This is a genomic window from Mariniflexile soesokkakense, from assembly GCF_039650365.1.
Classification (GTDB): Bacteria; Bacteroidota; Bacteroidia; order Flavobacteriales; family Flavobacteriaceae; genus Mariniflexile; species Mariniflexile soesokkakense.
Genome location: NZ_JAZHYP010000009.1, coordinates 1 through 24,798, shown reverse-complemented (window position 1 = coordinate 24,798; position 24,798 = coordinate 1). Strand labels below are relative to the sequence as shown.

The following is a 24,798-nucleotide window of genomic DNA, read 5'->3' as shown; positions in this document are numbered from 1 at the left end:
AGCAAAACAATATGGCAAAAGATATAAAATTTGATATTGAAGCACGCGACGGTTTAAAACGTGGTGTTGATGCATTAGCAAATGCAGTAAAAGTAACTTTAGGCCCAAAAGGTCGTAACGTTATTATTGGTAAATCTTTCGGAGCACCACAAGTAACTAAAGATGGTGTATCTGTAGCGAAAGAAATTGAATTAAAAGACGCTCTTGAAAACATGGGCGCTCAAATGGTTAAAGAAGTGGCTTCTAAAACCAACGATTTGGCTGGTGATGGTACTACTACCGCTACCGTTTTAGCACAAGCCATCGTAAAAGAAGGTTTAAAAAACGTTGCTGCGGGCGCAAATCCAATGGATTTAAAACGTGGTATTGACAAAGCGGTTGAAGCGATTGTGAAAGACCTTGAAAAACAATCAAAGAAAGTTGGTAACTCTTCTGAAATGATAAAACAAGTAGCGTCTATTTCTGCTAATAACGATGAAACCATTGGTGATTTAATCGCTAAAGCTTTCAGTAAAGTTGGTAAAGAGGGTGTTATCACCGTTGAAGAAGCCAAAGGTATGGATACCTATGTAGATGTTGTTGAAGGGATGCAATTCGATAGAGGTTACTTATCGCCTTACTTCGTAACTGATACCGATAAAATGATTGTAGATTTAGACAATCCATACATTTTATTATTCGACAAAAAGATTTCAAACTTACAAGAAATCCTTCCCATATTAGAACCAGTTGCACAATCTGGAAGACCTTTATTAATTGTTGCTGAAGATGTTGATGGTCAAGCCTTGGCTACTTTAGTGGTAAACAAATTACGTGGCGGATTAAAAATTGCTGCTGTAAAAGCGCCTGGATTTGGCGACAGACGTAAAGCTATGTTAGAAGATATCGCAATCTTAACTGGTGGCACCGTTATTTCTGAAGAAAGAGGATTTACTTTAGAAAATGCCGATTTAAGCATGTTAGGTACTGCTGAAACGGTGACTGTTGATAAAGACAATACAACTATTGTAAACGGTTCTGGTGATGCTAAAGACATTAAAGCACGTGTAAACCAAATTAAAGCTCAAATAGAAACAACTACAAGCGATTACGATAAAGAAAAACTGCAAGAACGTTTAGCTAAATTAGCTGGTGGTGTTGCTGTTCTTTATGTTGGTGCTGCTTCTGAAGTTGAAATGAAAGAGAAAAAAGACCGTGTGGATGATGCATTACACGCTACAAGAGCTGCCGTAGAAGAAGGTATTGTTGCTGGTGGTGGTGTTGCTTTGGTAAGAGCTAAATCGGTTTTAGAAAAAATAACTACTGAAAACCTTGATGAAACAACTGGTATTCAAATTGTAGCACGAGCTATTGAATCTCCTTTACGTACTATTGTTGAAAATGCAGGTGGCGAAGGAAGCGTAGTGGTTTCAAAAGTTATGGAAGGCAAAGGATCGTTTGGTTACGATGCGAAGTCTGAAACGTATGTAGATATGTTGAAAGCTGGTATTATCGATCCTAAAAAAGTAACACGTATTGCTTTAGAAAATGCTGCTTCTGTAGCCGGCATGATCTTAACTACCGAGTGTGCTTTAATTGATATTAAAGAAGAATCGGCAGGACACCCTCCAATGGGTGGCGGTATGCCAGGAATGATGTAATGGCGAATCGCCATAGATAATGTTTTAAAAACGCTTCAAAATTAATTTTGGAGCGTTTTTTTTGGGGTTCGTTTAACGTTTATGTGCAAGGAACGTTGCGTGTTTGAGTGCGAGGATTTTCCGAAGGAAATTAGAAGCTAGCAAACGAGCAACTAACATTGGTTTAGGTAAAACTAGCAATTTTTTTATACGGCTTTTCATTTTCTTATAACTGGTCAAAATAAAGTTGAAAATGCCCATTTGGTCTTGTCAAACGGAAAGTGAAATTTTCTAATTTCCATTTACGACCTATCCATTCGTCTTGTTTAAATTCCTCGTCTTTTATTTCTCCTAAATTATCTATATCATTTCCTAATATACTGTTTAATTCTTTGTACAGTCTTTGAATTTCCATTGAGTATACACGGTGATTGCTTGGTCCATTTTGACTTAATAACATAACTATGTTACTATTATCATTTGGAAGTAAAACCATTATCTTATTAAAGAAACCAAAGAAAAAGAAGGGAACAAAATAAGTTCGCAAAACAGCATCGTCCATTATTTCTTCATAATATTCTTCTGATTTAATGATTTCAAATGGTATTGTGAAGTTTACAATCGGATTAGTTATTTGAAGGTATTTTTGGTAATATTCAACAAATTCGGACGGTTTTAAAACAATAGTATTAATGTTTAATTTTTCATAGATAGCTTTTGTTTTAAGAAATGATTTATTATCATTAATTATATAGAAATTACATGTTGATGCGAAAGCTGAATGAAATGCATCTTCAGTTGTGTTTTTAAATGTCTCTTTTCTACCTTTACCAATATTGACTTTATCTTCTTGAAAGCCGTGCATATCAAGTAAGATGTATTCATTGGTAATTTCGTTAAACCATTCAGGTGCATTTTTGGTATTATCAATATATAGGTCAGGTGCAACACCTAATTTTTCATATTTATCATCAATGATTTTATAAGGGTTTTTTGAATTGTAAATTCTATCTCTAATAATGCCAGTTCCTTGTTGTACTGTTTTCCTTAAATCTTTATAACCATCAGATTCATTTAAGTTTAAATTCATTTTACTGAAACTTTGAAAAAATCCTTCCATAGTTGGATTTTTGCTTAAACCTGGAAACATTTGTTCCATCTGTTTTGCACTTTCAGGATTTTCAAATGCTTGTTTAAATGATTCTTCTAATGGGATTGCTTTTAGTAGACTAATTAATGCTTTTCCAATTGGTTTCGTTAACTCATCTTGTTCAAAGATTTTCATTAATCCGTCCAAACTGATATCATTAAATAAATCCTTCTGGTCAATTCTCTGTTGAAAAAGCTCTTCTGGTGGATAGAAATTTAAAACAACCTCTTTGCCTGTATTCATTAGGCATTTGTTTTTTGTGATTTCAGATATGAAACTTAAATCAGATTTAATATAATTATTTTGTTCTTCTGTATCTTTAAAACTTGAGAAAACATCTCCAATGTGTGATGTAGAAAATGGGATAAACAGTTTATCATTATCAGATATTATTTCTTTTAGCTCGCTGTGCTTTCCATTTTTAATTTGTGACAAAACGTTCCAATCGAAATAAATTTTAATCATATGCAGAATGCTTCTTTAGCTTGTTGCCAACTAGAGGATATGAAATCGTTTTAATGTTTTATATCCGAAGTCAAACGAATTTAGTTGAAAATTTTTACATAATCAAGTAGCAACATAAAAAAACTCCAAAGCAATTAACCTTGGAGTTTTCTAATATTTTTTATAAAATCTTCTACCTACCTCCCGGTGGACAATACATTTTCAAATAATTGGTAAACAACGTGTTTAAATGCTTGGTAGTGCCTTCACCTTCTCTAATACCATGGGTACGGTTTGGATAAGGCATAAACTGAAATTGTTTGTTATGCTTTACCAACTCATTAACTAATATTTCAGCATTTTGGTAGTGCACGTTATCATCGCCCGTACCATGAATAACCAATAAGTTGCCCTGTAAATTTTTAGCATAGGTTACTGGCGACCCATCAACATAATCTTCCATGTTTTCTTGTGGTAACCCCATGTAACGTTCTTGATATATATTATCGTAAGTCAACAAATTTGAAATAGCCGCTACCGATATACCTGTTTTGTAAATATCGGGGTATTGAAACATTAAATTTAAAGTAGTAGAACCTCCACCACTCCACCCCCAAACCGCAATACGCTCGGGGTCTACAAAATCCCATTTCAAAATTTCTTTAGCTGCCATGGCTTGGTCTTTAATATTCAACCTACCAATGTTTCTGTAAATACTTTTACGCCATTCACGACCTTTTGGCGACGGTGTCCCTCTATTGTCTAACGAGATGTAGATGTAACCATCATCAGCCATATTGCCTATATAATTTCTATCATTAACAGTTCCATAGGTATCTATAACGGTTGCTCTTCCTGGTTCAGCATACACATAAAACACCACTGGGTATTTTTTTGAAGCATCAAAATTGGTAGGTTTTACCATCCATCCGTCCATTTCTACACCTTCAGCAGTGGCTACTTTTATAAATTCTACTTTCGGTTTTTCTTGTAGTTTAGATAAGTTTGCCTCGATACCATATTGAGCATTAATGGGTTGATGGTTTTGAAACGAAATAATTTCGGAAGCAGGTTTTGTATAATGGTTTGAAAACGAATGAATGGCAAAGGCTCCTGTTGGAGACACATTATAACTGTGCGTACCTTGTAAAGCCTTCGGACTCACCAATTCTAATTTTCCCTTACCATCTAACTTGGTTTTGTACAAATAACTTTGTGTGGCATTGTTGGGCGATGCCATAAAATAAACTATATTGTTTTTATAGTCAATATATTTTAAATCAATAAAATCATACGCTCCATTAGTAATAAGTTTTTCCCTTTTCCCTTCTAAAGACACATTGTACAAATGCCTCCAACCGTCTTTTTCAGTAACCCATAATATATTTTCTCCATCATTCAACCAAATAAAATTATTTGTAAAGTAAACATCATATTTGTAATTTTCTTGAACGTACACATTAATCCATGCGGCATCTTTTTCCTCATAAATCACTTTGGAACTACCTGTTTTAGGTTCAGAAACAAATAATTTACTTTCATTTTGTTTTCTGTTTAACTGTTGAATCAATAATTTTTCGGTTGAAGGAATGAATTCCATACGCACCAAATAGTTTTGGCGTGGATCTCCAGGAATATCCATCCAAGTTGTTTTAGCATTTTCAATATTTACAACCCCAACTTTACAAGATGAAGGCGTTTCACCTGTTTTCGGGTATTCAATAGGAATTATTTTAGAGTAAACAGAATCTGTGTTATTCACCATAAAAAACTTCTTCGTGTCACGAGCATCTATTTGCCAATAGGCTATCGATTTACTGTCTGGACTCCAACGAAATCCATCGCGACAATAAAATTCTTCTTCATAAACCCAATCAAACGTACCGTTAATTAAAGTTGTAGAACCATCTGTGGTCAACGCCTTAATCTTTGAAGTACTCAAATCTTCAACATAAATATTATTTTCGCTCACATAAGCAACCTGCGCTCCATTGGGAGATATTTTAGCAAACATAAGCGACGCTTCCGGCATGGTTTCACCTATTTGCTGTAACGTACCTGTTGCCATATTCAATACCCAATAGTCGCCTTTTGTATTGATACGCCATACACGTTTTGTGTTGGTGAACAATAGCACTTTTTGTTCATCTTGTGAAAATGTAAAATAACTAACCTGAAGCGGCTCGTTTCTACCCGTAGGCGTTAGTTGTTCTTTTGAAAATAAAACTTTAGAATCGTTAGCAGGTAGCGTATATTGAACAACGCCTTCTTTTTGAATTCTATAATACGAACTGCCATCTTTAGACCATATTAACCCGCCACTTTGAGAAAAACTTTGAAAAGAAACTAAAACAAAAATGATTAAAACAATTATTGATTTTAGCCGTACTATGAAATTGAAAATAAGCATAAACACGTGTTTTATTGAATATTCTTCAATATTACTTATTTTAATTCAAATTAATTGCGGTTTATTAAGCGTTTAACAGAATATTAAGACCTAACAATATTTAAATGCAAAAGCCCAAAACTAATGCTTTGGGCTTTTTAAACTTAATAGTTTTTTTGATTATTCCTTATGGTCATCCTTAACAACTTCATCTCTATATTTACAACAAGGATGTACAGAATTATAAGCTTCATCCGTCGCTTTTAAGCCTTTGGTATCATGACCAACTGCTGCCACACTTTTTTGAATGGTTTTTAAATTGGTTTTTCGAGCGTCATAAATTAGTTTTAACTCATGGGTTTTTACATCCCAAACAGCACTTTTTACGCCTTTGGTACCAAAACATGCTTTTTCAATTCTAGATTTACACATTAAACAAACACCATCAACCTCTAAAGAAGCTTTTTCGTTTTTGTTTTGTGCGAATGTGATTGTTGAGACTAATACCGTTAATACAATTATTATTTTTTTCATTTTATTAGTTTTTTGTCATTGCGAGACTTTTTTAAGTCGTGGCAATCTTTAAATTTGAAAATCAATCTATGAGATTACTTCGGTCATGCTTCCCTCGTAATGACGGTTAATTTATTTTTATTTTATTCTATATCGCAACCCTGCGTAATACATACTTCCAAAAATAGGGCCATATACAAAGGTGGTATCAAAATTCGAACCAAAAGGATCATCGACACCAATAATAGGATTGCTTTGTCTTACATTGGTAATGTTTTCACCTCCTAAATATAATTCAAATTTTGGAGAAAACACTTTGGTTACTTGGGCATTTAACGTTGCTAATTTGGGTGTATTTGAAGCTACTTGGTATTGAATTGGATTCGTTTCAGTTGACGAAAAGCGTTGCTCCCCCAACCAATTGAATGTGGCATCAAATTTCCAATTACCTGTTTTCCCTTCAGCTTGGTGTGTTTCGTAAGAAGCATTAGCAAAAAAACGATGTTTTGGTGTTAATGGTTTTTCTAATTCACCTGAATTATACTGGGTTTTTACTTCATAATATTTATAAGCCAATCGTACATCGAAATGTTCAAACGCATTGTAATTCACTTCTGTTTGAAAACTGTTGGCAAAACTTTTTCCATCAAGATTATAAAAATTAACCTCTTCAGGATTTTCATAATCTACCACCACTTGGTTTGTGAAATCGGTTTTGTAAAAATCAAACGTTACATCGGCTTTTCTTCCAAAAAGATTAAAACCTTGCAAGTATGAAACACCATAATTCCAAGCAATTTCAGGATCTAATCCATAAATTTTTCCTGTGGTATTTAAAATATTTATAGCTCTGGAAGTTGAAAACATACTTTGGTTTTCGGCAAAAATATTAGCACTACGTTTTCCACGACCAACAGATGCTCTTAAAGCCGACTTTTCCCAAGGCGTGTAACGGGCATGAATACGCGGCGTAACAAAAGTTCCTAATAAATTATGGTTATCAATTCGAACACCAGCAGTTAAGTTAAGCTTATCCAAACTATCATAATTATATTCAAAAAAAGCACCAACCGACCGCTCGGTTCGTTCATAATCAGAATTCAAGTTTGGAGTGTCTAAAAACTCATCATAATGGTCGTAAGTATAACTCAACCCCGTTTTTATTTTATGTCGGGAATCACTAATTATAGTATTATAAATAACATTGGAGTACAAACTATTATGCAAAATATTGTATTGTTTCAGACCAAAGTAAGAGTCCTGTTTATGACTGCTAAACGCCGTTTGAACCCCCACACTTTGCCAAGGAACTTCTGGGTTTACATAACCCAACTTCGCCGAAACCTCATAACGTCTGGTGTCAATTTCACTTCCCCAAGCATTGGTGGTTAGCCTATCGGTTTTAGGGTTGAAATCCAATTCACCAGTTTGCTTTTCATCGTTTAAAAACTTCAAATTAATAAAACTTATAAAACCTTTTTCAGCATTGGTGTATTGCCAACGGTTCAAAATATTAATTTGGTCGTATTGCGGCATGTCTAAAAAACCATCGTTGTTAACATCGTGCGCTTCATTTAAAGTACTTCCATGTAAATACAAACCTGTGTCCCATTTATCACTCACTTTTGTGTTAATGTGTGTGTTTAATTCTAAACGTCCGCTACTAGCACTATATAAATTAACAAATAGTTTATCATCCATCGATGGTTTAACCAATTCCGCATTTATTTGGCCAGCAATACTTTCGTAGCCGTTTACAACACTTCCCGCACCTTTGGTTATTTGAATACTCTCCACCCAAGTACCAGGGATAAAACTCAATCCAAATGCTTGCGATGCCCCTCTTACTGTTGGTATATTTTCAGTAGCTATTAAAATATACGGACTCGTTAATCCCAACATTTTTATTTGACGCGTACCAGTTACCGCATCGGCAAAATTAACATCAATGGACGGATTGGTTTCAAAACTTTCAGACAAATTACAACATGCCGCTTTCAGCAATTCATCACTACTTACGGTAAACGTATTAGCGGCTTGTAAATATGATTTTGCCGTGGCTTGCTTTCTAGAAGTTACTGTAACTTCATTTAAGTCACTAACAGGTTGCAACCAATGGTGCACCATTTTGGGCTGTGTAATGTTTAAGGTATCCGTTTTAAAACCTACGTAACTAATTACCAATTTTGAGTATTCTAGTTTGTAATCTAAAGTAAATTTTCCATCAATATCGGTTACTGTTCCAACGGTGGTATTTAACCAGTACACATTAGCTCCTACTAAGCCAATGTGCTTGTTTTCTGTATTAGCTTCCATAATCATCCCGCTTATTTTTTCTTGGGAAGTCATAAATAAAGGAAGTATCAATACTATATATATAATGTTTTTCATTTAATTATTTATTTAGGCGTTACCACAAGGGTCGGGCTTTTCGCGCTACACGGTAGCTTGCTTCAATCCCTAACGCAAAAGGCAACACCAATTAGTATTATATCTAACCTATTAGCATAATAATTGCCATAACAATCATAATACTGTTTTCTATAAAAGTTGCTTTCGTCATTGGTAACTTTAACGCAGTACCTAAACAGGCACATTGTATCGATTTTTTATCGAGCAATGTTTTTGTAACGCCAATTGTGGTAATTCCTAAAATAATTAAGGTAACCACCAAAGCAACAGGTATTTGAATTCGCATTAAAAATAGAATTCCAAGCGCCAATTCAATAAACGGATACACCAAACCATATATAGGCATTACTTTAGCCAATGGGTCGTACATTTTAAAACTTTCCGGAAATCCTTTTAAATCCAGCAGTTTAAAAAAGCTAAAAACCACATAGAATAAGCCCATAAAATCGAGCATAAAACTACTACCATTCCAAGGATTATAATTAAGCAAAATAGCTGCTATAGTAATGTAGCCAAATATTAAAAATAATGGCAAAAGCTGTTGTAAATCGCTTTTTGGCATTTCAGCCAAAGGTTTTTGTGCTTGAAAAATATTCTTTTCTGATATAGTATATTTTTCAGGAAGTGCTTTTTGAATGGTTTCGATGTTGATGTGTTTAGCCATTTCAATAACAGCTTCACTTTTTTCTAAATTTACGGTTGCATTAATGACACCATCCATTGCGTTGAGTTTATCTTCAACAGAAGTTCTGCAACCATTACAGGTCATACCTGTAACTGTATATGTATGTTTCATGATTTGTTTGAATTATTAATTTATGTAATGTAAATACAGATGCATTCCTGCTAAGGCAGGAATCTCAAGACATAAATTAATTTATCAAATAATGAAAACTTGGTCTAACACCTGAATGTCGACGACCAAATTTGGTGGAGAATAATCTTTATGAGGAATAATATGTGTTTCTAAACCTTCAAAAAGATTGATAAAAGTATAAGTAAATGTGGTAATGAAAAGTTGTTGAAGAAGGGTTAAATCATCAAAGGTTGAAACCTTCAATTCATCTTGCCCTTTAACAAGTTTAACTTCATCTTTACAACATGTTTTTTTTGTAATGGCTTCCTGTTCCTTTTCAAAAGCTTCCATAACACATTTTTGAGCTTCGGTAAACACCGCAACATCTATTAAAACATCACCACAAAAATGCTTTTCAATAGTAAAAGAAACCGTTGAAAACAGCACAAGCAACGCTAAGAGCACTGAAAAACTTTTATATAAAAATCGCTTTATCACCGCTCAAAAATACAAAAAATTTAAAATGTTGAACTTAACTTTATTAAATGATTAACACTTTACGCTTTTAACTTATTGTAATAAAACGCTGGAAGCAAGAGCATTAAAATGATGGGTTGTATGATAAAACGACGAACATTAAAAAACAAATAATAATCTTCTTGTCTTGGGTTAACCACAAAATACAAGTAAATAGCTATTAAAGCCACAAAAGCCATGGTATAAATAAGCACTGAGAATTTTATAATATTTTTATCTTTAAAAACCACATATAATATTCCTAATGAAATACCACTATTTAGAACATAACGTAATGAGGTAAAAACTGTTACTTTAAAAATTTCACGCCTAGGACTATCAATGTACAAATAATCGTTTTGAAAAAATGTTAAATAGGGATCATAAAACAACTCGTCTTCAAAAACCCGAATTAAAATCAATAATCCGAACAGCACAAAAAGCAGTATATATTTTAAAGTGTTATTCATGACTACCTTTTTAGTTTAGAAAATCGATTTACCCAAAAAACCCATAATAAAAATACCAACCCATAAATAATAGCGGGAAACACAACGGTATGAAAAACATCTTTTTGATTTGGATAATGATACAAACCAATAGTCAACAAAACGATGCGCAATAAATTTACCGAATAAATTAAAACACTGCCTGAAAGCAAATAGAAAAACGTTGTTTTAAATTTGCTTGCAAAGGCAATGATAAACGATACAAATAATATAATTACGCTAATGGAATTGCAGCCTTCAATAACACGAGCTAAATAAATATTGTTTATTATCAGCTTCATGGAAGGTTCATTTGGGTGTGGCAATACTTGCGTGTTATATCCAAAAGAATTTAATAGCGCTTCACTTTGTTTAGCAACTAAGTGCGTCATATAATCAGGATAAAATTTAGACCCATCAGAAAACTGTATGTAAAATTTATAAATTACAGATAGGGCGATGTATACCAACAAAAAAGTAAGCATAAACTTTATAACCAATTTGTATTTTACAAAAAGCGCTTTCAAAAAAACCTATTATATATTTTGGAAGGTTAAAATTATGCAAAGCAAATATATAATTCATCGCTTTTTAAATACTTTTACCTAAATTTTACAATTTATGATTTTTGAAGAACTAAAACCCCAAGTAGAAGTTATTGCCTTAAGCACTAACAAAACAGTAAACGAAAAGCTTTTAAACATTTGCGAACTACTTGAAAAGCATATTAATTATTACAATTGGGTAGGCTTTTATTTTAGAAACGGCAAAAAGGAAGAACTTATTTTAGGCCCCTACGTTGGCGCACCAACCGACCACACCGTCATCCCTTTTGGGAAAGGTATTTGCGGACAAGTAGCCGTTAGCAACCAAAACTTTGTGGTTCCCGATGTAACTGCTCAGGACAATTATATTGCCTGTAGCATTACCGTTAAGGCTGAAATTGTTATTCCAATTTTTGTAAATGGCAAAAACATTGGACAAATTGATATCGATTCTAGCACCCCAGATCCATTTACCGAAGCAGACGAACGGTTTTTAGAGTTTGTTTGTGAGCAAGCTGCTACTTTTCTATAGTAAATTTCAATATTAAAAAATTCAAATACCAAAGCTAAATCGCAAAAGTTCACATCAAAATTTTGGGATTTAGTATTTCATTTTTTTGAATTTAAAAACCTTCGTTGATAATTTTCTGATTTAGTTAAAAAATCATCTTGTTTTTTATTTTATAAACAGTTGTATTTTAGCTGAAATAACTACTTTTGCAACTTATTATTAGATTTAAAAAATGAGCAACGAAAAAACAGTAAAATCAGCATTAATATCCGTATTTAGTAAAGACGGTTTAGAACCAATTGTTAGAAAACTAAACGAGCAAGGTGTAACCATTTATTCTACCGGTGGCACCCAAACATTTATTAACGATTTAGGTATTGATGTGGTTCCTGTAGAAGAAGTAACATCATACCCATCTATTCTTGGTGGTCGTGTAAAAACATTACACCCAAAAGTGTTTGGAGGTATTTTAAACAGACAAAACCATGCCAGTGATATTAAAGAATTAGAGGAATTTGAAATCCCTCAAATTGATGTGGTTATTGTTGATTTATACCCGTTTGAAAAAACAGTAGCTTCAGGCGCAAGTGCACAGGATATTATTGAAAAAATTGACATAGGTGGTATTTCGTTAATTCGTGCTGCTGCTAAAAACTTTGCCGATGTAATTTGTGTGGCATCGGTTGATGATTATGCAGAGTTTTTAGAATTGATTTCTGCAAACAACGGAAGCATTTCAGAGGAAAACAGAAAACGTTTTGCTGGAAAAGCTTTTAATGTATCATCACATTACGATACAGCTATCTTTAATTACTTCAACAAAAACCAGGAAGAAGCCGTTTTAAAAATTAGCGAAACCAATGGTAAAGTGTTGCGTTATGGCGAAAACCCACACCAAAAAGGATTCTTTTTTGGAGATTTTGATGCGTTGTTTACAAAACTGAACGGTAAAGAATTAAGTTATAACAATTTATTGGATGTGGATGCGGCTGTAAATTTGATGCTTGAATTTAAAAATGACGCTCCAACATTTGCTATTTTAAAACATAATAATGCCTGTGGTTTAGCGCAAAGCACCACATTGCATCAAGCATATAAAGATGCTTTAGCGGGCGACCCAGTTTCGGCTTTTGGTGGCGTATTAATTAGTAATAAAGAAATTGACAAAGCTACTGCTGAAGAAATTAGCAGTTTGTTTTGCGAAGTAATAATTGCACCTTCATACAATGCTGAAGCGTTAGAAATACTTAAAGGAAAAAAGAACAGAATTATATTAATTATCCATGACGTAGAAATGCCTAAAACTAACGTAAGAAGTTGTTTAAATGGTATTTTGGTACAGGACAGGAATAATGTTACCGATACCATTGAAGGTTTAACTTATGTGACAAACAATAAACCAACAAAAAACGAGTTAGATGATTTAATGTTTGCTTCGAAAATTTGTAAGCACACAAAATCAAACACCATCGTTTTAGTAAAAAACAAGCAATTATTTGCTGCTGGAACCGGACAAACAAGCCGTGTGGATGCTTTAGAGCAAGCGATCCATAAAGCAAAAACATTTAATTTTGATTTGAATGGTGCTGCCATGGCGAGTGATGCATTTTTTCCGTTTCCAGATTGTGTGGAGATTGCTAAAAATGCGGGTATTACTGCGGTTATTCAACCAGGTGGCTCTATTAAAGACCAATTGAGTATTGATTATTGCAATGAAAATAATGTAGCGATGGTAATGACGGGAACGCGTCATTTTAAACATTAAAAAAATCTGTTAGGTCTTTTGCATAACAGTGGCGCGTTAGGGATTGGAGTGGAAAGCCCACAGCGACGCAGGAGCGAGGACTTGTAACGAAAAGCCCGACCCTTGTGGTAACGCCAAAAATAAAATCGCTAAAACGCATAAAAAGAAATAAGTAGTGACTTTTAAAAAAATAAGAGTCCTATTAAACATTAAAATATTTATTAACTTTTATTACATTTACGGAATCCGTTTATTAAACCTCTAATATCACTTTCAGCTTATGGGCTTTTTTGACTTCCTAACCGAAGAAATTGCAATAGATTTAGGTACTGCAAACACTCTTATTATTCATAACGACAAGGTTGTGGTTGACGCACCTTCCATTGTAGCACGTGATAGAATTTCCGGCAAAATTATTGCCGTTGGACAAGAGGCCAGTTTAATGCAGGGAAAAACGCATGAAAATATCAAAACCATTCGTCCATTAAAAGATGGGGTTATTGCCGATTTTGATGCTTCAGAGCAGATGATAAGTATGTTTATTAAGAACATCCCTGCTTTAAAAAAGAAGTTTTTTACACCTGCACTTCGTATGGTAGTTTGTATTCCTTCGGGCATTACAGAAGTTGAAATGCGTGCAGTAAAAGAAAGTGCGGAGCGCGTAAACGGTAAAGAAGTATATTTAATTCACGAACCTATGGCTGCAGCTATTGGTATTGGAGTTGACATCATGCAACCTAAAGGTAATATGGTGGTGGATATAGGTGGTGGTACTACGGAAATTGCTGTAATTGCATTGGGTGGTATTGTGTGTGATAAATCGGTTAAAATTGCGGGTGACGTCTTTACAAACGACATTGTTTATTATATGCGTACGCAACATAATTTATATGTTGGTGAACGTACTGCGGAAAAAATAAAAATTCAAATTGGTGCTGCTACCGAAGATTTAGATTTACCCCCAGAAGACATGAGCGTTCAAGGGCGTGATTTATTGACCGGTAAGCCTAAACAGGTTTCTATTTCTTTTAGAGAAATAGCAAAAGCGTTAGATAAATCTATTTTACGCATTGAAGATGCCGTTATGGAAACCTTATCGCAAACACCTCCAGAATTAGCTGCCGATATTTATAATACGGGTATTTATTTAGCAGGTGGTGGTTCTATGCTAAGAGGCTTAGACAAACGTTTATCCCAAAAAACAGACCTTCCGGTTTACATAGCCGAAGACCCTTTACGTGCTGTTGTAAGAGGCACTGGTATTACGCTGAAAAATTTAGCTAAATACAAAAGCGTTTTGATTAAATAGGTTTATAAAACATGCAACAGATTATTAATTTTATAATAAGAAACAAAAATTTTTTGTTGTCCTTGTTGCTGTTTTCTATTTCTATGGTTTTCACCATTCAAACACATTCTTATCATAAAAGCAAGTTTATAAACTCGGCTAATTTTTTAACTGGAGGTATTTACAACTCCATTAACAATTTCACGGGGTATTTAAGTTTGAAATCGCAAAACCAAGTGCTGGCTGAAGAAAATAGTCGTTTAAAAATGCTACTGTTTAATTCAGAAAACAAAAAAGATTCTACCTATTTAGATACAGTTACTTATAGCGGTACTTACAAATTTACGTTGGCAAACGTTATTAGAAATACCTATTCTGGAGCTAATAACGTGCTTCTTTTAAACAGGGGGAAAAACGATGGTTTAAAACAAGATTTAGGCGTTATAAGCTCAAAAGGTATTGTTGGTATTGTTGATGGCACTAGCAAGCGTTATGCTACCGTAATTTCTGTACTAAATACCGTTAATAAAATTAGCGCGCAACTTAAGAAAACAAACCATTTTGGCACCTTGTATTGGGACGCAAAATCACCTTACTACATTCAACTTATCGATATTCCTAAAATAGCACCTATTGTAAAAGGTGACACTATTATTACTTCAGGGCGTTCATCCATTTTTCCTAAAGGTATACCAATAGGTATTATACAAGGCTTTAAACTAGATGCCGCGGAAAATTATTATGAAATAGACATTAAGCTGTTTAATGACATGACCAATCTTGAACATGTTTATACCATTGAAAATATTGATGCCGATGAAATTGATCATTTACTAAACACCAGAGTCAATGAGTAACACGGTATTTTTACATATTTCGCGGTTTATTTCATTGGTTTTTTTACAAGTCATACTATTCAACAACATTAACTTTTTAGGTTACATCAACCCATTTATTTACATCATGTTTATAGCGTTGTTTCCTGTAAAAAACAATCGGTTTATTATTATTTTCTTGAGTTTCTTTTTGGGGTTATCCATCGATTTATTTTCAGACACTGGTGGCATCCATGCGGCAGCATGTGTTTTTATAGCCTATATAAGACCCGCAATATTAAAGTTCTCTTTTGGTGTTATATACGAACATCAGACCATAAAATTCAATACCGTTGAATTTGGCGAAAAACTAACTTACCTGACCATACTCACGTTTTTGCATCACTTTGTATTGTTTTTTTTAGAAATGTTTAGTGTTTCTCAAATAATATTAGTGCTTCAAAAAACGTTATTCTCAAGTATTTTTACTATTTTATTAATTCTAATTATAACCATTATTTTTAGTAAAAAAACAAAATGAGACGATTCTTACTTGTTGGTGCAATAGCAGTTGTTGGACTCATATTTATCTTCAGGCTTTTCTACTTACAAATATACAGTGGTGGTATTTTAGATTTATATGAAGACAATGCCATTAGAAAAGTTTACGATTACCCAAAACGTGGTTTTGTTTTCGATAGAAACGGTGAATTATTGGTTTCTAACCAACCCTCATACGACGTGATGTTTATTCCGCGCGAAGTAAAACCTTTAGATACTTTAGAGTTTTGTAGATTATTGAAAATAGACAAAGTTAGGTTTAAAGAAATTTTCGAAAAAGCATACCATTATTCCCCTTGGCTACCTTCAGTTTTTATTCCGCATTTATCAAAAGAAGATTATGCCAGTTTACAAGAAAAAATGCGAAAATTTGAAGGTTTTTATATTCAAAAACGTTCTTTAAGACATTATGAAACTTCTATTGGCGCCAATGTTTTAGGTGATATAGGAGAAGTAAACGATGCCATTATTGCTAGAGACCCCTATTATAAAATGGGCGACCTTATAGGAAAACAAGGCATTGAGACATCTTACGAAAAAACATTACGCGGGGTAAAAGGCATTAAGTTTATTCAAAAGGATAGATTTAACCGAGATTTAGGCCCATACAAAGACGGTATTTATGACACGTTACCAAAACCAGGAAGTGATATTACCATTACCATCGATGCCAAATTACAGGCTTATGGCGAATTACTTATGCAAAATAAGCATGGTGGTATTATTGCTATAGAACCAAGTACAGGTGAGATTTTGACCATGGTTTCAACGCCAACATACAACCCTAATTTATTAGTTGGTCGCCAACGTTCCGTTAATTTCTCAAAATTATATAACGATAGTATCAATAAACCTTTATATGACAGAGGCCTACAAGCCATGTACCCTCCTGGTTCACCATTTAAAATTTTAAATGCACTTATTGGTTTACAGGAAGAAGTGGTTACTACCGAAGATAGATTTTATTGCAACCACGGCTATAGCTACGGTGGCAGAAAAATGGGGTGTCATGGGCACCCAAGCCCTTTAGCAATGAATGGCGGTATTTACAATTCTTGCAACGCCTATTTCGCTAATGTTTACAGAAGGATTATTGACAAAACTAAAAGTCCTGCTACAGGGTTGGATATTTGGAGCAACCATGTAAAAAGCTTCGGCTTAGGCAATTATTTAAATAACGATTTATCGGTTGGGCAACCTGGCAAAATCCCAACTAGTAAAACTTACGACCAAGTTTATGGTAAAAATAGATGGGGGAGCACCTTTAACTTATCAAATTCTATTGGTCAAGGCGAAGTATTAACAACCCCTATTCAATTGGCAAACATGACGGCTGCTATTGCTAACCGCGGTTACTATTACACACCTCATATTATAAAACATATTGAGGGTCACACCATAGATAAAAAGTACACAACACCAAACCATACCACCATAAACAAAGAACATTTTGAACCCATAGTACAAGGCATGTTCGATGTTTATAATTATGGTACGGCTGCAGGTGTTCAGGTAAAAGGCATTGAAATTTGTGGAAAAACAGGTACTGCGGAAAACTTTGTAAAAGTGAATGGGCAACGCATGCAGCTTACAGACCATTCTATATTTATAGCATTTGCACCCAAGGACAATCCTAAAATAGCACTCGCTGTGTTTGTCGAAAATGGGTATTGGGGCGCCCGTTTTGCCGGTAAAATAGCCAGTTTAATGATTGAAAAATACATAAATGACTCTATTACCAGAACGGATATGGAAGATTGGCTTTTAAAACATACTTTAGAGCATGAATATGCGAAACCATATTCTGGAAAACCTTTTGGAATTAACAAAAACACCACTTTAGAAGTTGTAGATGATTCAGAATTTAAAGAACTTAAAGAGCTATTAAATCAAATAAATAGTAAATCAAGAAATCCTGAAGAATTGAAGAAAACCCAAGGTGCAAACTTATAGATGAAACTAAAAAATTTAAAACCTATTGAATAAAAAAAATGGTGGAAGCTAGCAGATATTACAAATTTGATTGGATTACCATTATCCTATTCCTTTTGCTTGTTGGTTTTGGGTGGTTAAATATTGTATCGGCTTCACATATTGGAGACACTATAAATTATTTTGATTTTTCACAGCCTTACGGAAAACAACTCATGTTTATCTTTTTTACCATTGGGCTCATTATTCTTATTTTAGCTATAGAATCTAAATTTTACGAACGTTTTTCCAGTGTTATATACATCATTTCCATGCTATCGCTGGTTGGTTTGTTTGTATTTGGAAAAAGTGTTAACGGTGCTACCTCTTGGTATGGCATTGGTGGTATGACGCTACAACCCAGTGAATTTGCAAAAGCTGCCACAGCACTCGCTGTCGCAAAATATGTAAGTGATTTAAACACCGATATTAAAAAGATTAAAAACCAAATTACCGTTTTTGCTATTATTGCACTTCCTGCCTTATTAGTATTGCTACAAAAAGACGCGGGCAGCACATTGGTTTATGGTTCGTTTATTTTTGTTTTATACAGAGAAGGTCTATCACCAATATATTTGATTATTCTTTTAATGCTTATTGTTATTTGCCTATGTTCCTTAAAGTTTGGAGTCCTTATAACATCTTTAATTATTACGGCTTTTGTTCTAGGGTATCATTTTACCAAACGAAGAAAACCGTTGCTCATTCAACCTATTTCAATTATTATAATAAGTATTTTAATTTCATTTGGTGTCAAATATTTCTACGACAACATCTTACCTTTTCACCAAAAGGACCGAATTACCATATGGTTAAGCCTTGAAAAAGACCCCGTAAAACTACAGCGGATGAAAAAAACCATCGCTTATAACTTAAATGAATCTGAAAAAGCCATTAGCTCTGGAGGTTTAAAAGGGAAAGGGTTTTTAGAAGGCACTAGGACCACTGGTAAATTTGTACCCGAACAGCACACCGATTACATTTTTAGTACCGTAGGTGAAGAATGGGGATTTATTGGTAGCTCAGCCGTTGTTATTGTTTTTATACTACTATTTCTCCGTATTCTGCATTTAGCAGAACTACAACGCTCTCAATTTAGCAGAATGTATGGTTACGGTGTTGCTTCTATATTTTTTATGCATTTTTTTATAAATATAGGTATGGTTATGGGTGTTATCCCTACTATTGGTATTCCGTTGCCCATGTTTAGTTATGGAGGCTCAGGACTTTGGGGATTTGCCATTTTACTATTTATTTTTGTTAAATTAGATTCTGACAGGATTAATCAATGGTAAGTTGATAACCAACACTTTTTATTTCTATTTCTTATGAACCGAAACGCCTTCCTTTTAATAGGTATCGCTACGTTACTTTCAGCTTGCTATGGCGCAAAAAATATATTGGAAAATTCCTTCACGGTTGAACAATCTGAAATGATAATGCATTCAGATTCACTAACACCAATGCGCGTTTTCAAAATAACCAACAAGCAAGATTCTTTATTGCTTAGAACCCAAAGCCACTACATAAAAGCAAACCCAAACGATATTGTTTTACAACGGTTTGTAAACCGCCTTTATGCCACAGTTAGAGACAGCATCTCTTTAGGTGTTGGTATAGCGGCACCACAAGTAGGTATCTTAAAAAATATTATTTGGGTACAACGATTTGATAAAGAAAACTTTCCTTTTGAAGTGTATTTAAACCCTGTAATTAAAACCTATTCCGAAAAAAAACAAACTTTTAGAGAAGGTTGCTTATCCATCCCAAACAGAACGGATACTTTAAACTCTCGTGCTTATTCAATTTTGATTGAATATGAAACGATGGAAGCAGAACATAAAACCGAAACCGTTGAAGGTTTTACCTCCGTTATATTTCAACATGAAATAGACCATTTAAATGGTATCTTGTATTTAGATCATTTGAAAAAAGAAGTCGTTGATGCTAAAAAAGAGAATTAATTAATCTTTTTTAATCTCCAATTTTTCAGCAAAATAATCGCAGAAATCTTTCATGGTTGCGGTCATTTTTTCATCTTGGGTTGCTCTATTAAAGGTATCGCTCATTGCTACCAAGGTTTGATGAAAAAACACTTTCATTTCATCGACAGGCATATCTTTGGTCCATAAATCAATACGCAAAGTTTCTTGGGCGTTAGAATCCCAAACTGCCAGCATTAAAGCCTTGGCTTCTTCGTTGGTTATACCACCATCTTCTGCTGTCCAATACAGTTTCTCTGGTACGCGGTTAGCATCAAGTTCTACGTTTAATTCTATTTTGGATGTAATTGATTTCGACATTATTTTCGTGGTTTAAACTTTGAATTATTAAAAATCTCTTCAGGACTTTTTATCAACATATCTTTTAAAGACACCTCATGTTGCTGCATGTAAGCCCTCACAATTTGCCAACCTATATATTGCCCTAAACGCCCTGGAGATTCTGTATCGATATCTTCTAAATAAAACTTAGAAAAGGGGGCTGGTGTAATAAATCTGCTGGCTAATTTTGCATCGGTGCTAAACAACAGTTCGCGCTCTACAAAATAACGCCAAATATAACTTTCGTTGGCTAAAGCCCAAGCTAATTGCTCTTTAGTGTAACCAATACGCTCTGCTTCGGTTTTAAACGGAATAACTGCATCTTTAAAATAAAGCTGCTTTCCAAAGTAAATCAACTCGTCTAAAAACGTTTTACTTGGTTGTTGGTAAATATATATTTTAGCATATTCAGTAGCCAAATCGACTACTAATTGTTCCTTTTTTAAATCTTCTCTTAAATATTTAGGAATGTTTTCATAAAATTCATGATCGCTCCCCAAATAAGTATCTAATGCAATAGCAACAATAGTATCAGTCACAATAATGCGGTTTCTATAATCTACATCGCTTGTTGTGGTAATAATTCTGGGTGTGCGAAACTCTGGAAAATAATATTTTAAATGATTGAATAACGATTCAATCTCCAATTCGGTTTCATCAATATGCAAAAACGCTTGTTCAACCTCCCTGAATAGAGCTTTTTGCAAGGAATCTTGTGCCTTCTCAATCCAGAAAGAGTCTTGGTACTTTTCTGAAAACATAAACGGATAAGCCTGTTTCAATTTAGACAGATTTTCATTGTTAATATTAGCAAACAACAAATCAAATCTTTCTATTTGGGCATCTAAATTAATCTTTGAAATATCATTTTCTAAACGCCTCTCATTTTTACAAGAAATCGTTGTAAGTACAAGGGTTAAAAAAATTAATACATATTTCATATAAAACTTAAACGCCATAAATTTTTATTAATAGAGTGTTTCGTTTATTTTTGTTTGCAAAGGTACAATACTTGGATTTAAATTCATTTAAAATGCAAACAGAAAAAGTTGTAAATTATATAGTTGACTGGTTAAAAGATTACGCAAAAAAAGCAGGTGTAAATGGTTTCGTAATTGGTATTTCAGGTGGTATAGATTCAGCAGTAACATCTACATTATGTGCCAAAACCGGTTTAAATATATTGTGTATAGAAATGCCAATTCATCAAGCCGAAAGTCATGTAACCAGAGCACAGGAACATATTAAACAATTAAAAGAACGCTTTAGCAACGTAAGCGACACCAGAACTGATTTAACCCCTGTTTTTGAAACTTTTAAAAATGAAGTTGTTTTTGATGGCGACCAAGCCACAGTTGACATGGCATTGGCAAATACCCGAGCGCGTTTACGTATGACAACACTTTACTATTATGCCGGTCTTTATAAACTTTTGGTAGCAGGAACAGGCAATAAAGTTGAAGATTTTGGCGTAGGTTTTTACACAAAATACGGAGATGGCGGTGTCGATTTAAGTCCGATTGCCGATTTAGTAAAATCTGAAGTTTATGAATTAGGAAAATACTTAAACGTACCAGAATCTATTATGAATGCCGCTCCTAGCGACGGTTTATTTGGAGATGCTAGAAGTGATGAAGACCAAATAGGTGCATCGTACCCAGAATTAGAATGGGCCATGAAAATGGATGAAGCTGGCAAACGTGATGAAGACTTCACAGGCAGGGAAAAAATTGCCTTTAATATTTACAAACGCTTCAATACCGCGAATAAACATAAAATGATTCCTATACCCATTTGCGAAATCCCCAATAATATCATGTAATTCTTGCAAATTATTTAATTATTTACTACTTTTACGGCAAGCCTATTCTCTCAACAATACTTATCTCTCTAACCCAATTATTAAAAGTAGGCTTAAAACATTATGATAAAATTATTAATAGCAGACAACCACCCTATTACAAGGAAAGGGCTTGAGGTTCTTTTTTCCGCATCTTCCAACATTAAAATTGTTGCAAGTGTTGATAATGGCGACGCCATTTTAGAATACGTCAAAAAAAATCCTGTAGACATTATTTTAACGGAAGCCGACCTCCCTAAGCTTAATGGGTTAACCGTTTTACGTTATTTAAAAAATGACCATCCAGATGTTAAAACCATTATTTTAAGTGCACAACCTGAAGAAGTGTATGCTGTAAACGCCATTAAAGCGGGTGCTCATGGTTACATACACAAATCGGTTAACGTTATTACCATTAACGAAGCTATTTTAAAAGTTAATGATGGCGGTATTTATTTAAGTAACGATTTAACCCAACAATTAGCTTTTGGCAACCGAGTTAACAAAGGCGGATCTTTCTACAAGAAATTATCAACCAGAGAAGCAGAAGTTTTAAAACTTTTAACTATTGGTAGAAAAAACAAAGAAATTTCTAAAGAATTAAATATCAACGAAAAAACAGTTAGTACTTACAAAGCACGTTTAATGCGTAAATTAAAAGTTACTAATTTAGTTGATTTAGTTAGTCAAGCGAAGCTTAACGAATCGTTGTCATAACACACGATTCAATTTTCTAGACAACAACATTTTTAGACCCGAATAGTCTTTTACTTCTTCAAGTATATTTCTATTCGTGTCTATTTTGTTTTGTAATGTTTCTTCCTGAAATTCTTTAACCTTTTGGTCTATTAAAAAACAACGAAGACTTAATATGGTTTCGCTTACCAATTGTGCCACACTATGTGTTTTTTCTTTGGGAAAAATGTTCATACGCTGCCAATTATCTAAGGCATAACGCTCATCTTCCATTAAAATATGGGTGATTTCATTACCCATTTCTGCATCTACCGTATTTATAAAGTTATTAAGTTCGAACTCTGGATTTTGGTTCAAAGTATCTATAATGGTATAGTACAAGGATTTAAATTGCGGGTTGGTAAATTCCATTTCATCATCCTGAAGATCTAAAAAAACTTTTTCAAACACCTTGGCTTGATGGATAACAGGCTCTAAAACCAACTCACCTTTAGCATTTTCTTTTAAAACTAAATCTTCAAAATCTTCTGTTCTATTGCCATACAGCAACAACACTTCAATTATTTTTCGTTCTAAAACATATTGAACATTAACTTTTTCAACAGGTTGTTCGTGCTTAATAACTTGAAATGCTTTTTGTTCGGTTTTAAACTGCTTATTTTCTTCCTGAAATTCCTTTTTATTAATTTGAGCCAGAGTACTAAACAGTACTTCCTCGCTAATATCCATAATTCGGGCACATTCCTGAATATAGATTTCCTTTTTAATACGGTCTGGAATTTTAGAAATACTATTTACAATATCGCGTACCGTATCTGCTTTTTTTATCGGATCGTTTTTAGATTCTTCAAATAAAACAGAGGCTTTAAACTGAATGAAATCTTTAGCATTATCGGCTAAATACGTAGCCAATTCTTCCAACGTATTTTGTTTGGCAAAACTATCGGGATCTTCACCTTCGGGAAACGTACAAACTTTTACATTCATACCTTGTTCCAAAATTAAATCGATACCTCGTAAAGACGCACGCATACCTGCCGCATCCCCATCAAAAAGCACCGTAATATTTTTAGTAAGCCTATTTATTAATCGTATTTGCTCTGAAGTTAAAGCTGTTCCAGATGAGGATACCACATTTGTTATGCCCGTTTGGTGAAACTGAATCACATCCGTATACCCTTCAACTAAAAAACAATTATCTTCTTTTGCAATACTTTGTTTTGCATGAAAAATACCGTACAGTACATTGCTTTTATGGTAAATTTCACTTTCGGGTGAGTTTACATATTTAGCCGCTTTTTTATCGCTGGTTAAAATACGGCCGCCATAACCCAAAACACGCCCACTCATACTTTTTATTGGGAACATAACACGCCCTTTAAACCTGTCGAAACGTTTTTGATCTTTTACAATGGTAAGTCCTGTTTTTTCTAAAAAATCGATATTATAGCCCTGTTTCAAAGCTTCATCCGTAAAGGCCTGCCATTCATCTAACGAGTAGCCTAAATCGAATTTTTTAATAGTTTCTTCGGTAAAACCTCGTTCTTTAAAATAACTTAAACCAATCGATTTTCCTTGGTCTGTTTTATGAAGTACTTTTTGAAAATAAGTATTAGCAAACTCACTAACCAAATACAAACTTTCACGTTCACTCGCCTTATCCTTTTGCTCGTTACTCTGTTCGGTTTCTTCTATTTCTATATTATACTTTTTAGCTAGGTATTTTATAGCTTCAGGGTAAGTAAAATGTTCGTGCTCCATTAAAAAAGATACCGCAGTACCACCCTTACCTGTTGAAAAGTCTTTCCATATTTGTTTCACGGGCGATACCATAAAACTAGGGGAACGCTCCTCGCTAAAAGGGCTCAAGCCTTTAAAGTTACTGCCCGATTTTTTTAGTTGAACAAAATCGCCAATAACCTCCTCAACGCGAGCGGTTTCAAAAACTAAATCTATGGATGCTGGTGAAATCAATTTTGGAAAATTATTTTTAAAATGTAAATGTAATTATAAACTATTGATTTTTGAAATTTATAATTATTTTGGGTTTGACTTTGTGAGAAAAAAGAACTAACTTCGTTTAACAACCGATAAAGTTCAAAACGGAACTTTATCTTTGCATTACCTTTAATTGCCAATGATAGACACTAAGATTTTAATAAAAAAAGGAATAAGA

The 24,798-nt window shown here is 33.8% G+C and carries 22 protein-coding genes; 11 read left to right on the top strand and 11 right to left on the bottom strand.

The features are described 5' to 3' along the window. Positions 1–11 precede the first annotated feature (11 nt). A complete protein-coding gene (gene groL, locus VP395_RS14355; protein WP_346242716.1) occupies positions 12–1,640 on the top strand; it encodes a chaperonin GroEL in 1,629 nt (542 codons plus the stop codon). A 205-nt stretch (positions 1,641–1,845) separates the two neighbouring features. Here groL and VP395_RS14350 read toward each other — a convergent pair whose 3' ends face one another. The 8 genes from VP395_RS14350 to xrtF form a co-directional block, all read right to left on the bottom strand. Then, entirely contained in the window at positions 1,846–3,234 is a 1,389-nt protein-coding gene (locus tag VP395_RS14350; RefSeq protein WP_346242715.1) for a hypothetical protein, read from the bottom strand. A gap of 172 nt (positions 3,235–3,406) precedes the next feature. Beyond that, positions 3,407–5,623, bottom strand: coding sequence for a S9 family peptidase (locus VP395_RS14345; protein ID WP_346242714.1), 2,217 nt, complete (start codon positions 5,621–5,623; stop codon positions 3,407–3,409). Positions 5,624–5,782: 159 nt separating this feature from the next. Then, positions 5,783–6,136, bottom strand: coding sequence for a heavy-metal-associated domain-containing protein (locus VP395_RS14340; RefSeq protein WP_346242713.1), 354 nt, complete (start codon positions 6,134–6,136; stop codon positions 5,783–5,785). Positions 6,137–6,253: 117 nt separating this feature from the next. Then, entirely contained in the window at positions 6,254–8,506 is a 2,253-nt protein-coding gene (locus VP395_RS14335) for a TonB-dependent receptor (RefSeq protein ID WP_346242712.1), read from the bottom strand. Positions 8,507–8,609: 103 nt separating this feature from the next. Further along, entirely contained in the window at positions 8,610–9,323 is a 714-nt protein-coding gene (locus tag VP395_RS14330; RefSeq protein ID WP_346242711.1) for a heavy-metal-associated domain-containing protein, read from the bottom strand. An 84-nt stretch (positions 9,324–9,407) separates the two neighbouring features. Then, positions 9,408–9,821 (bottom strand): HYC_CC_PP family protein, encoded by a 414-nt coding sequence (locus VP395_RS14325; RefSeq protein ID WP_428833357.1) that lies wholly within the window; start codon positions 9,819–9,821, stop codon positions 9,408–9,410. A 59-nt stretch (positions 9,822–9,880) separates the two neighbouring features. Then, a complete protein-coding gene (locus VP395_RS14320) occupies positions 9,881–10,309 on the bottom strand; it encodes an exosortase F system-associated membrane protein (RefSeq protein ID WP_346242709.1) in 429 nt (142 codons plus the stop codon). 2 nt (positions 10,310–10,311) lie between these two features. After that, complete coding sequence (xrtF, locus tag VP395_RS14315; RefSeq protein ID WP_346242708.1) at positions 10,312–10,854, bottom strand: exosortase family protein XrtF; 543 nt, start codon at positions 10,852–10,854, stop codon at positions 10,312–10,314. A gap of 94 nt (positions 10,855–10,948) precedes the next feature. Here xrtF and VP395_RS14310 point away from each other — a divergent pair, with 94 nt between their 5' ends. The 8 genes from VP395_RS14310 to def all read left to right on the top strand — a co-directional run bounded on the left by VP395_RS14310 (position 10,949) and on the right by def (position 19,726). Beyond that, entirely contained in the window at positions 10,949–11,404 is a 456-nt protein-coding gene (locus VP395_RS14310; RefSeq protein WP_346242707.1) for a GAF domain-containing protein, read from the top strand. A 211-nt stretch (positions 11,405–11,615) separates the two neighbouring features. Beyond that, positions 11,616–13,148: a bifunctional phosphoribosylaminoimidazolecarboxamide formyltransferase/IMP cyclohydrolase gene (gene purH / locus VP395_RS14305; RefSeq protein ID WP_346242706.1), complete on the top strand. Its 1,533-nt coding sequence runs from the start codon at positions 11,616–11,618 to the stop codon at positions 13,146–13,148. Between the two features lie 259 nt (positions 13,149–13,407). Continuing rightward, positions 13,408–14,436: a rod shape-determining protein gene (locus VP395_RS14300; RefSeq protein ID WP_132217861.1), complete on the top strand. Its 1,029-nt coding sequence runs from the start codon at positions 13,408–13,410 to the stop codon at positions 14,434–14,436. 11 nt (positions 14,437–14,447) lie between these two features. After that, positions 14,448–15,272 carry a rod shape-determining protein MreC gene (gene mreC / locus VP395_RS14295; RefSeq protein ID WP_346242705.1) on the top strand — a complete coding sequence of 275 codons (825 nt, stop codon included), beginning with the start codon at positions 14,448–14,450 and terminating at the stop codon, positions 15,270–15,272. After that, on the top strand, positions 15,265–15,771 hold the full coding sequence (locus VP395_RS14290; protein ID WP_346242704.1) for a rod shape-determining protein MreD: 507 nt from the start codon (positions 15,265–15,267) through the stop codon (positions 15,769–15,771). Before mreC ends, VP395_RS14290 begins: the two co-directional genes overlap by 8 nt. Beyond that, positions 15,768–17,744, top strand: coding sequence for a peptidoglycan D,D-transpeptidase FtsI family protein (locus VP395_RS14285; protein WP_346242703.1), 1,977 nt, complete (start codon positions 15,768–15,770; stop codon positions 17,742–17,744). The genes VP395_RS14290 and VP395_RS14285 overlap by 4 nt, the downstream gene beginning before the upstream one ends. Before the next feature lie 38 nt (positions 17,745–17,782). Further along, positions 17,783–19,057 (top strand): rod shape-determining protein RodA, encoded by a 1,275-nt coding sequence (gene rodA, locus VP395_RS14280; protein WP_346242702.1) that lies wholly within the window; start codon positions 17,783–17,785, stop codon positions 19,055–19,057. A 33-nt stretch (positions 19,058–19,090) separates the two neighbouring features. After that, positions 19,091–19,726, top strand: a complete 636-nt coding sequence (def, locus tag VP395_RS14275; RefSeq protein ID WP_346242701.1) for a peptide deformylase — start codon at positions 19,091–19,093, stop codon at positions 19,724–19,726. Here def and gldC read toward each other — a convergent pair whose 3' ends face one another. Together gldC and gldB are read right to left on the bottom strand one after the other, a co-directional pair. Beyond that, positions 19,727–20,065, bottom strand: coding sequence for a gliding motility protein GldC (gene gldC, locus VP395_RS14270; protein WP_346242700.1), 339 nt, complete (start codon positions 20,063–20,065; stop codon positions 19,727–19,729). Next, positions 20,065–21,027, bottom strand: a complete 963-nt coding sequence (gldB, locus tag VP395_RS14265; RefSeq protein ID WP_379884318.1) for a gliding motility lipoprotein GldB — start codon at positions 21,025–21,027, stop codon at positions 20,065–20,067. Before gldB ends, gldC begins: the two co-directional genes overlap by 1 nt. Positions 21,028–21,119: 92 nt before the next feature. Between gldB and nadE the strand changes: the two genes are divergently transcribed. Both nadE and VP395_RS14255 read left to right on the top strand, forming a co-directional pair. After that, positions 21,120–21,908 (top strand): NAD(+) synthase, encoded by a 789-nt coding sequence (gene nadE, locus VP395_RS14260; RefSeq protein ID WP_346242698.1) that lies wholly within the window; start codon positions 21,120–21,122, stop codon positions 21,906–21,908. Positions 21,909–22,010: 102 nt separating this feature from the next. Next, positions 22,011–22,643 carry a response regulator gene (locus VP395_RS14255; RefSeq protein WP_346242697.1) on the top strand — a complete coding sequence of 211 codons (633 nt, stop codon included), beginning with the start codon at positions 22,011–22,013 and terminating at the stop codon, positions 22,641–22,643. Here the strand turns inward: VP395_RS14255 and dnaG are convergent. After that, positions 22,638–24,596: a DNA primase gene (dnaG, locus tag VP395_RS14250; RefSeq protein ID WP_346242696.1), complete on the bottom strand. Its 1,959-nt coding sequence runs from the start codon at positions 24,594–24,596 to the stop codon at positions 22,638–22,640. The genes VP395_RS14255 and dnaG overlap by 6 nt on opposite strands. Between the last annotated feature and the right edge of the window lie 202 nt (positions 24,597–24,798).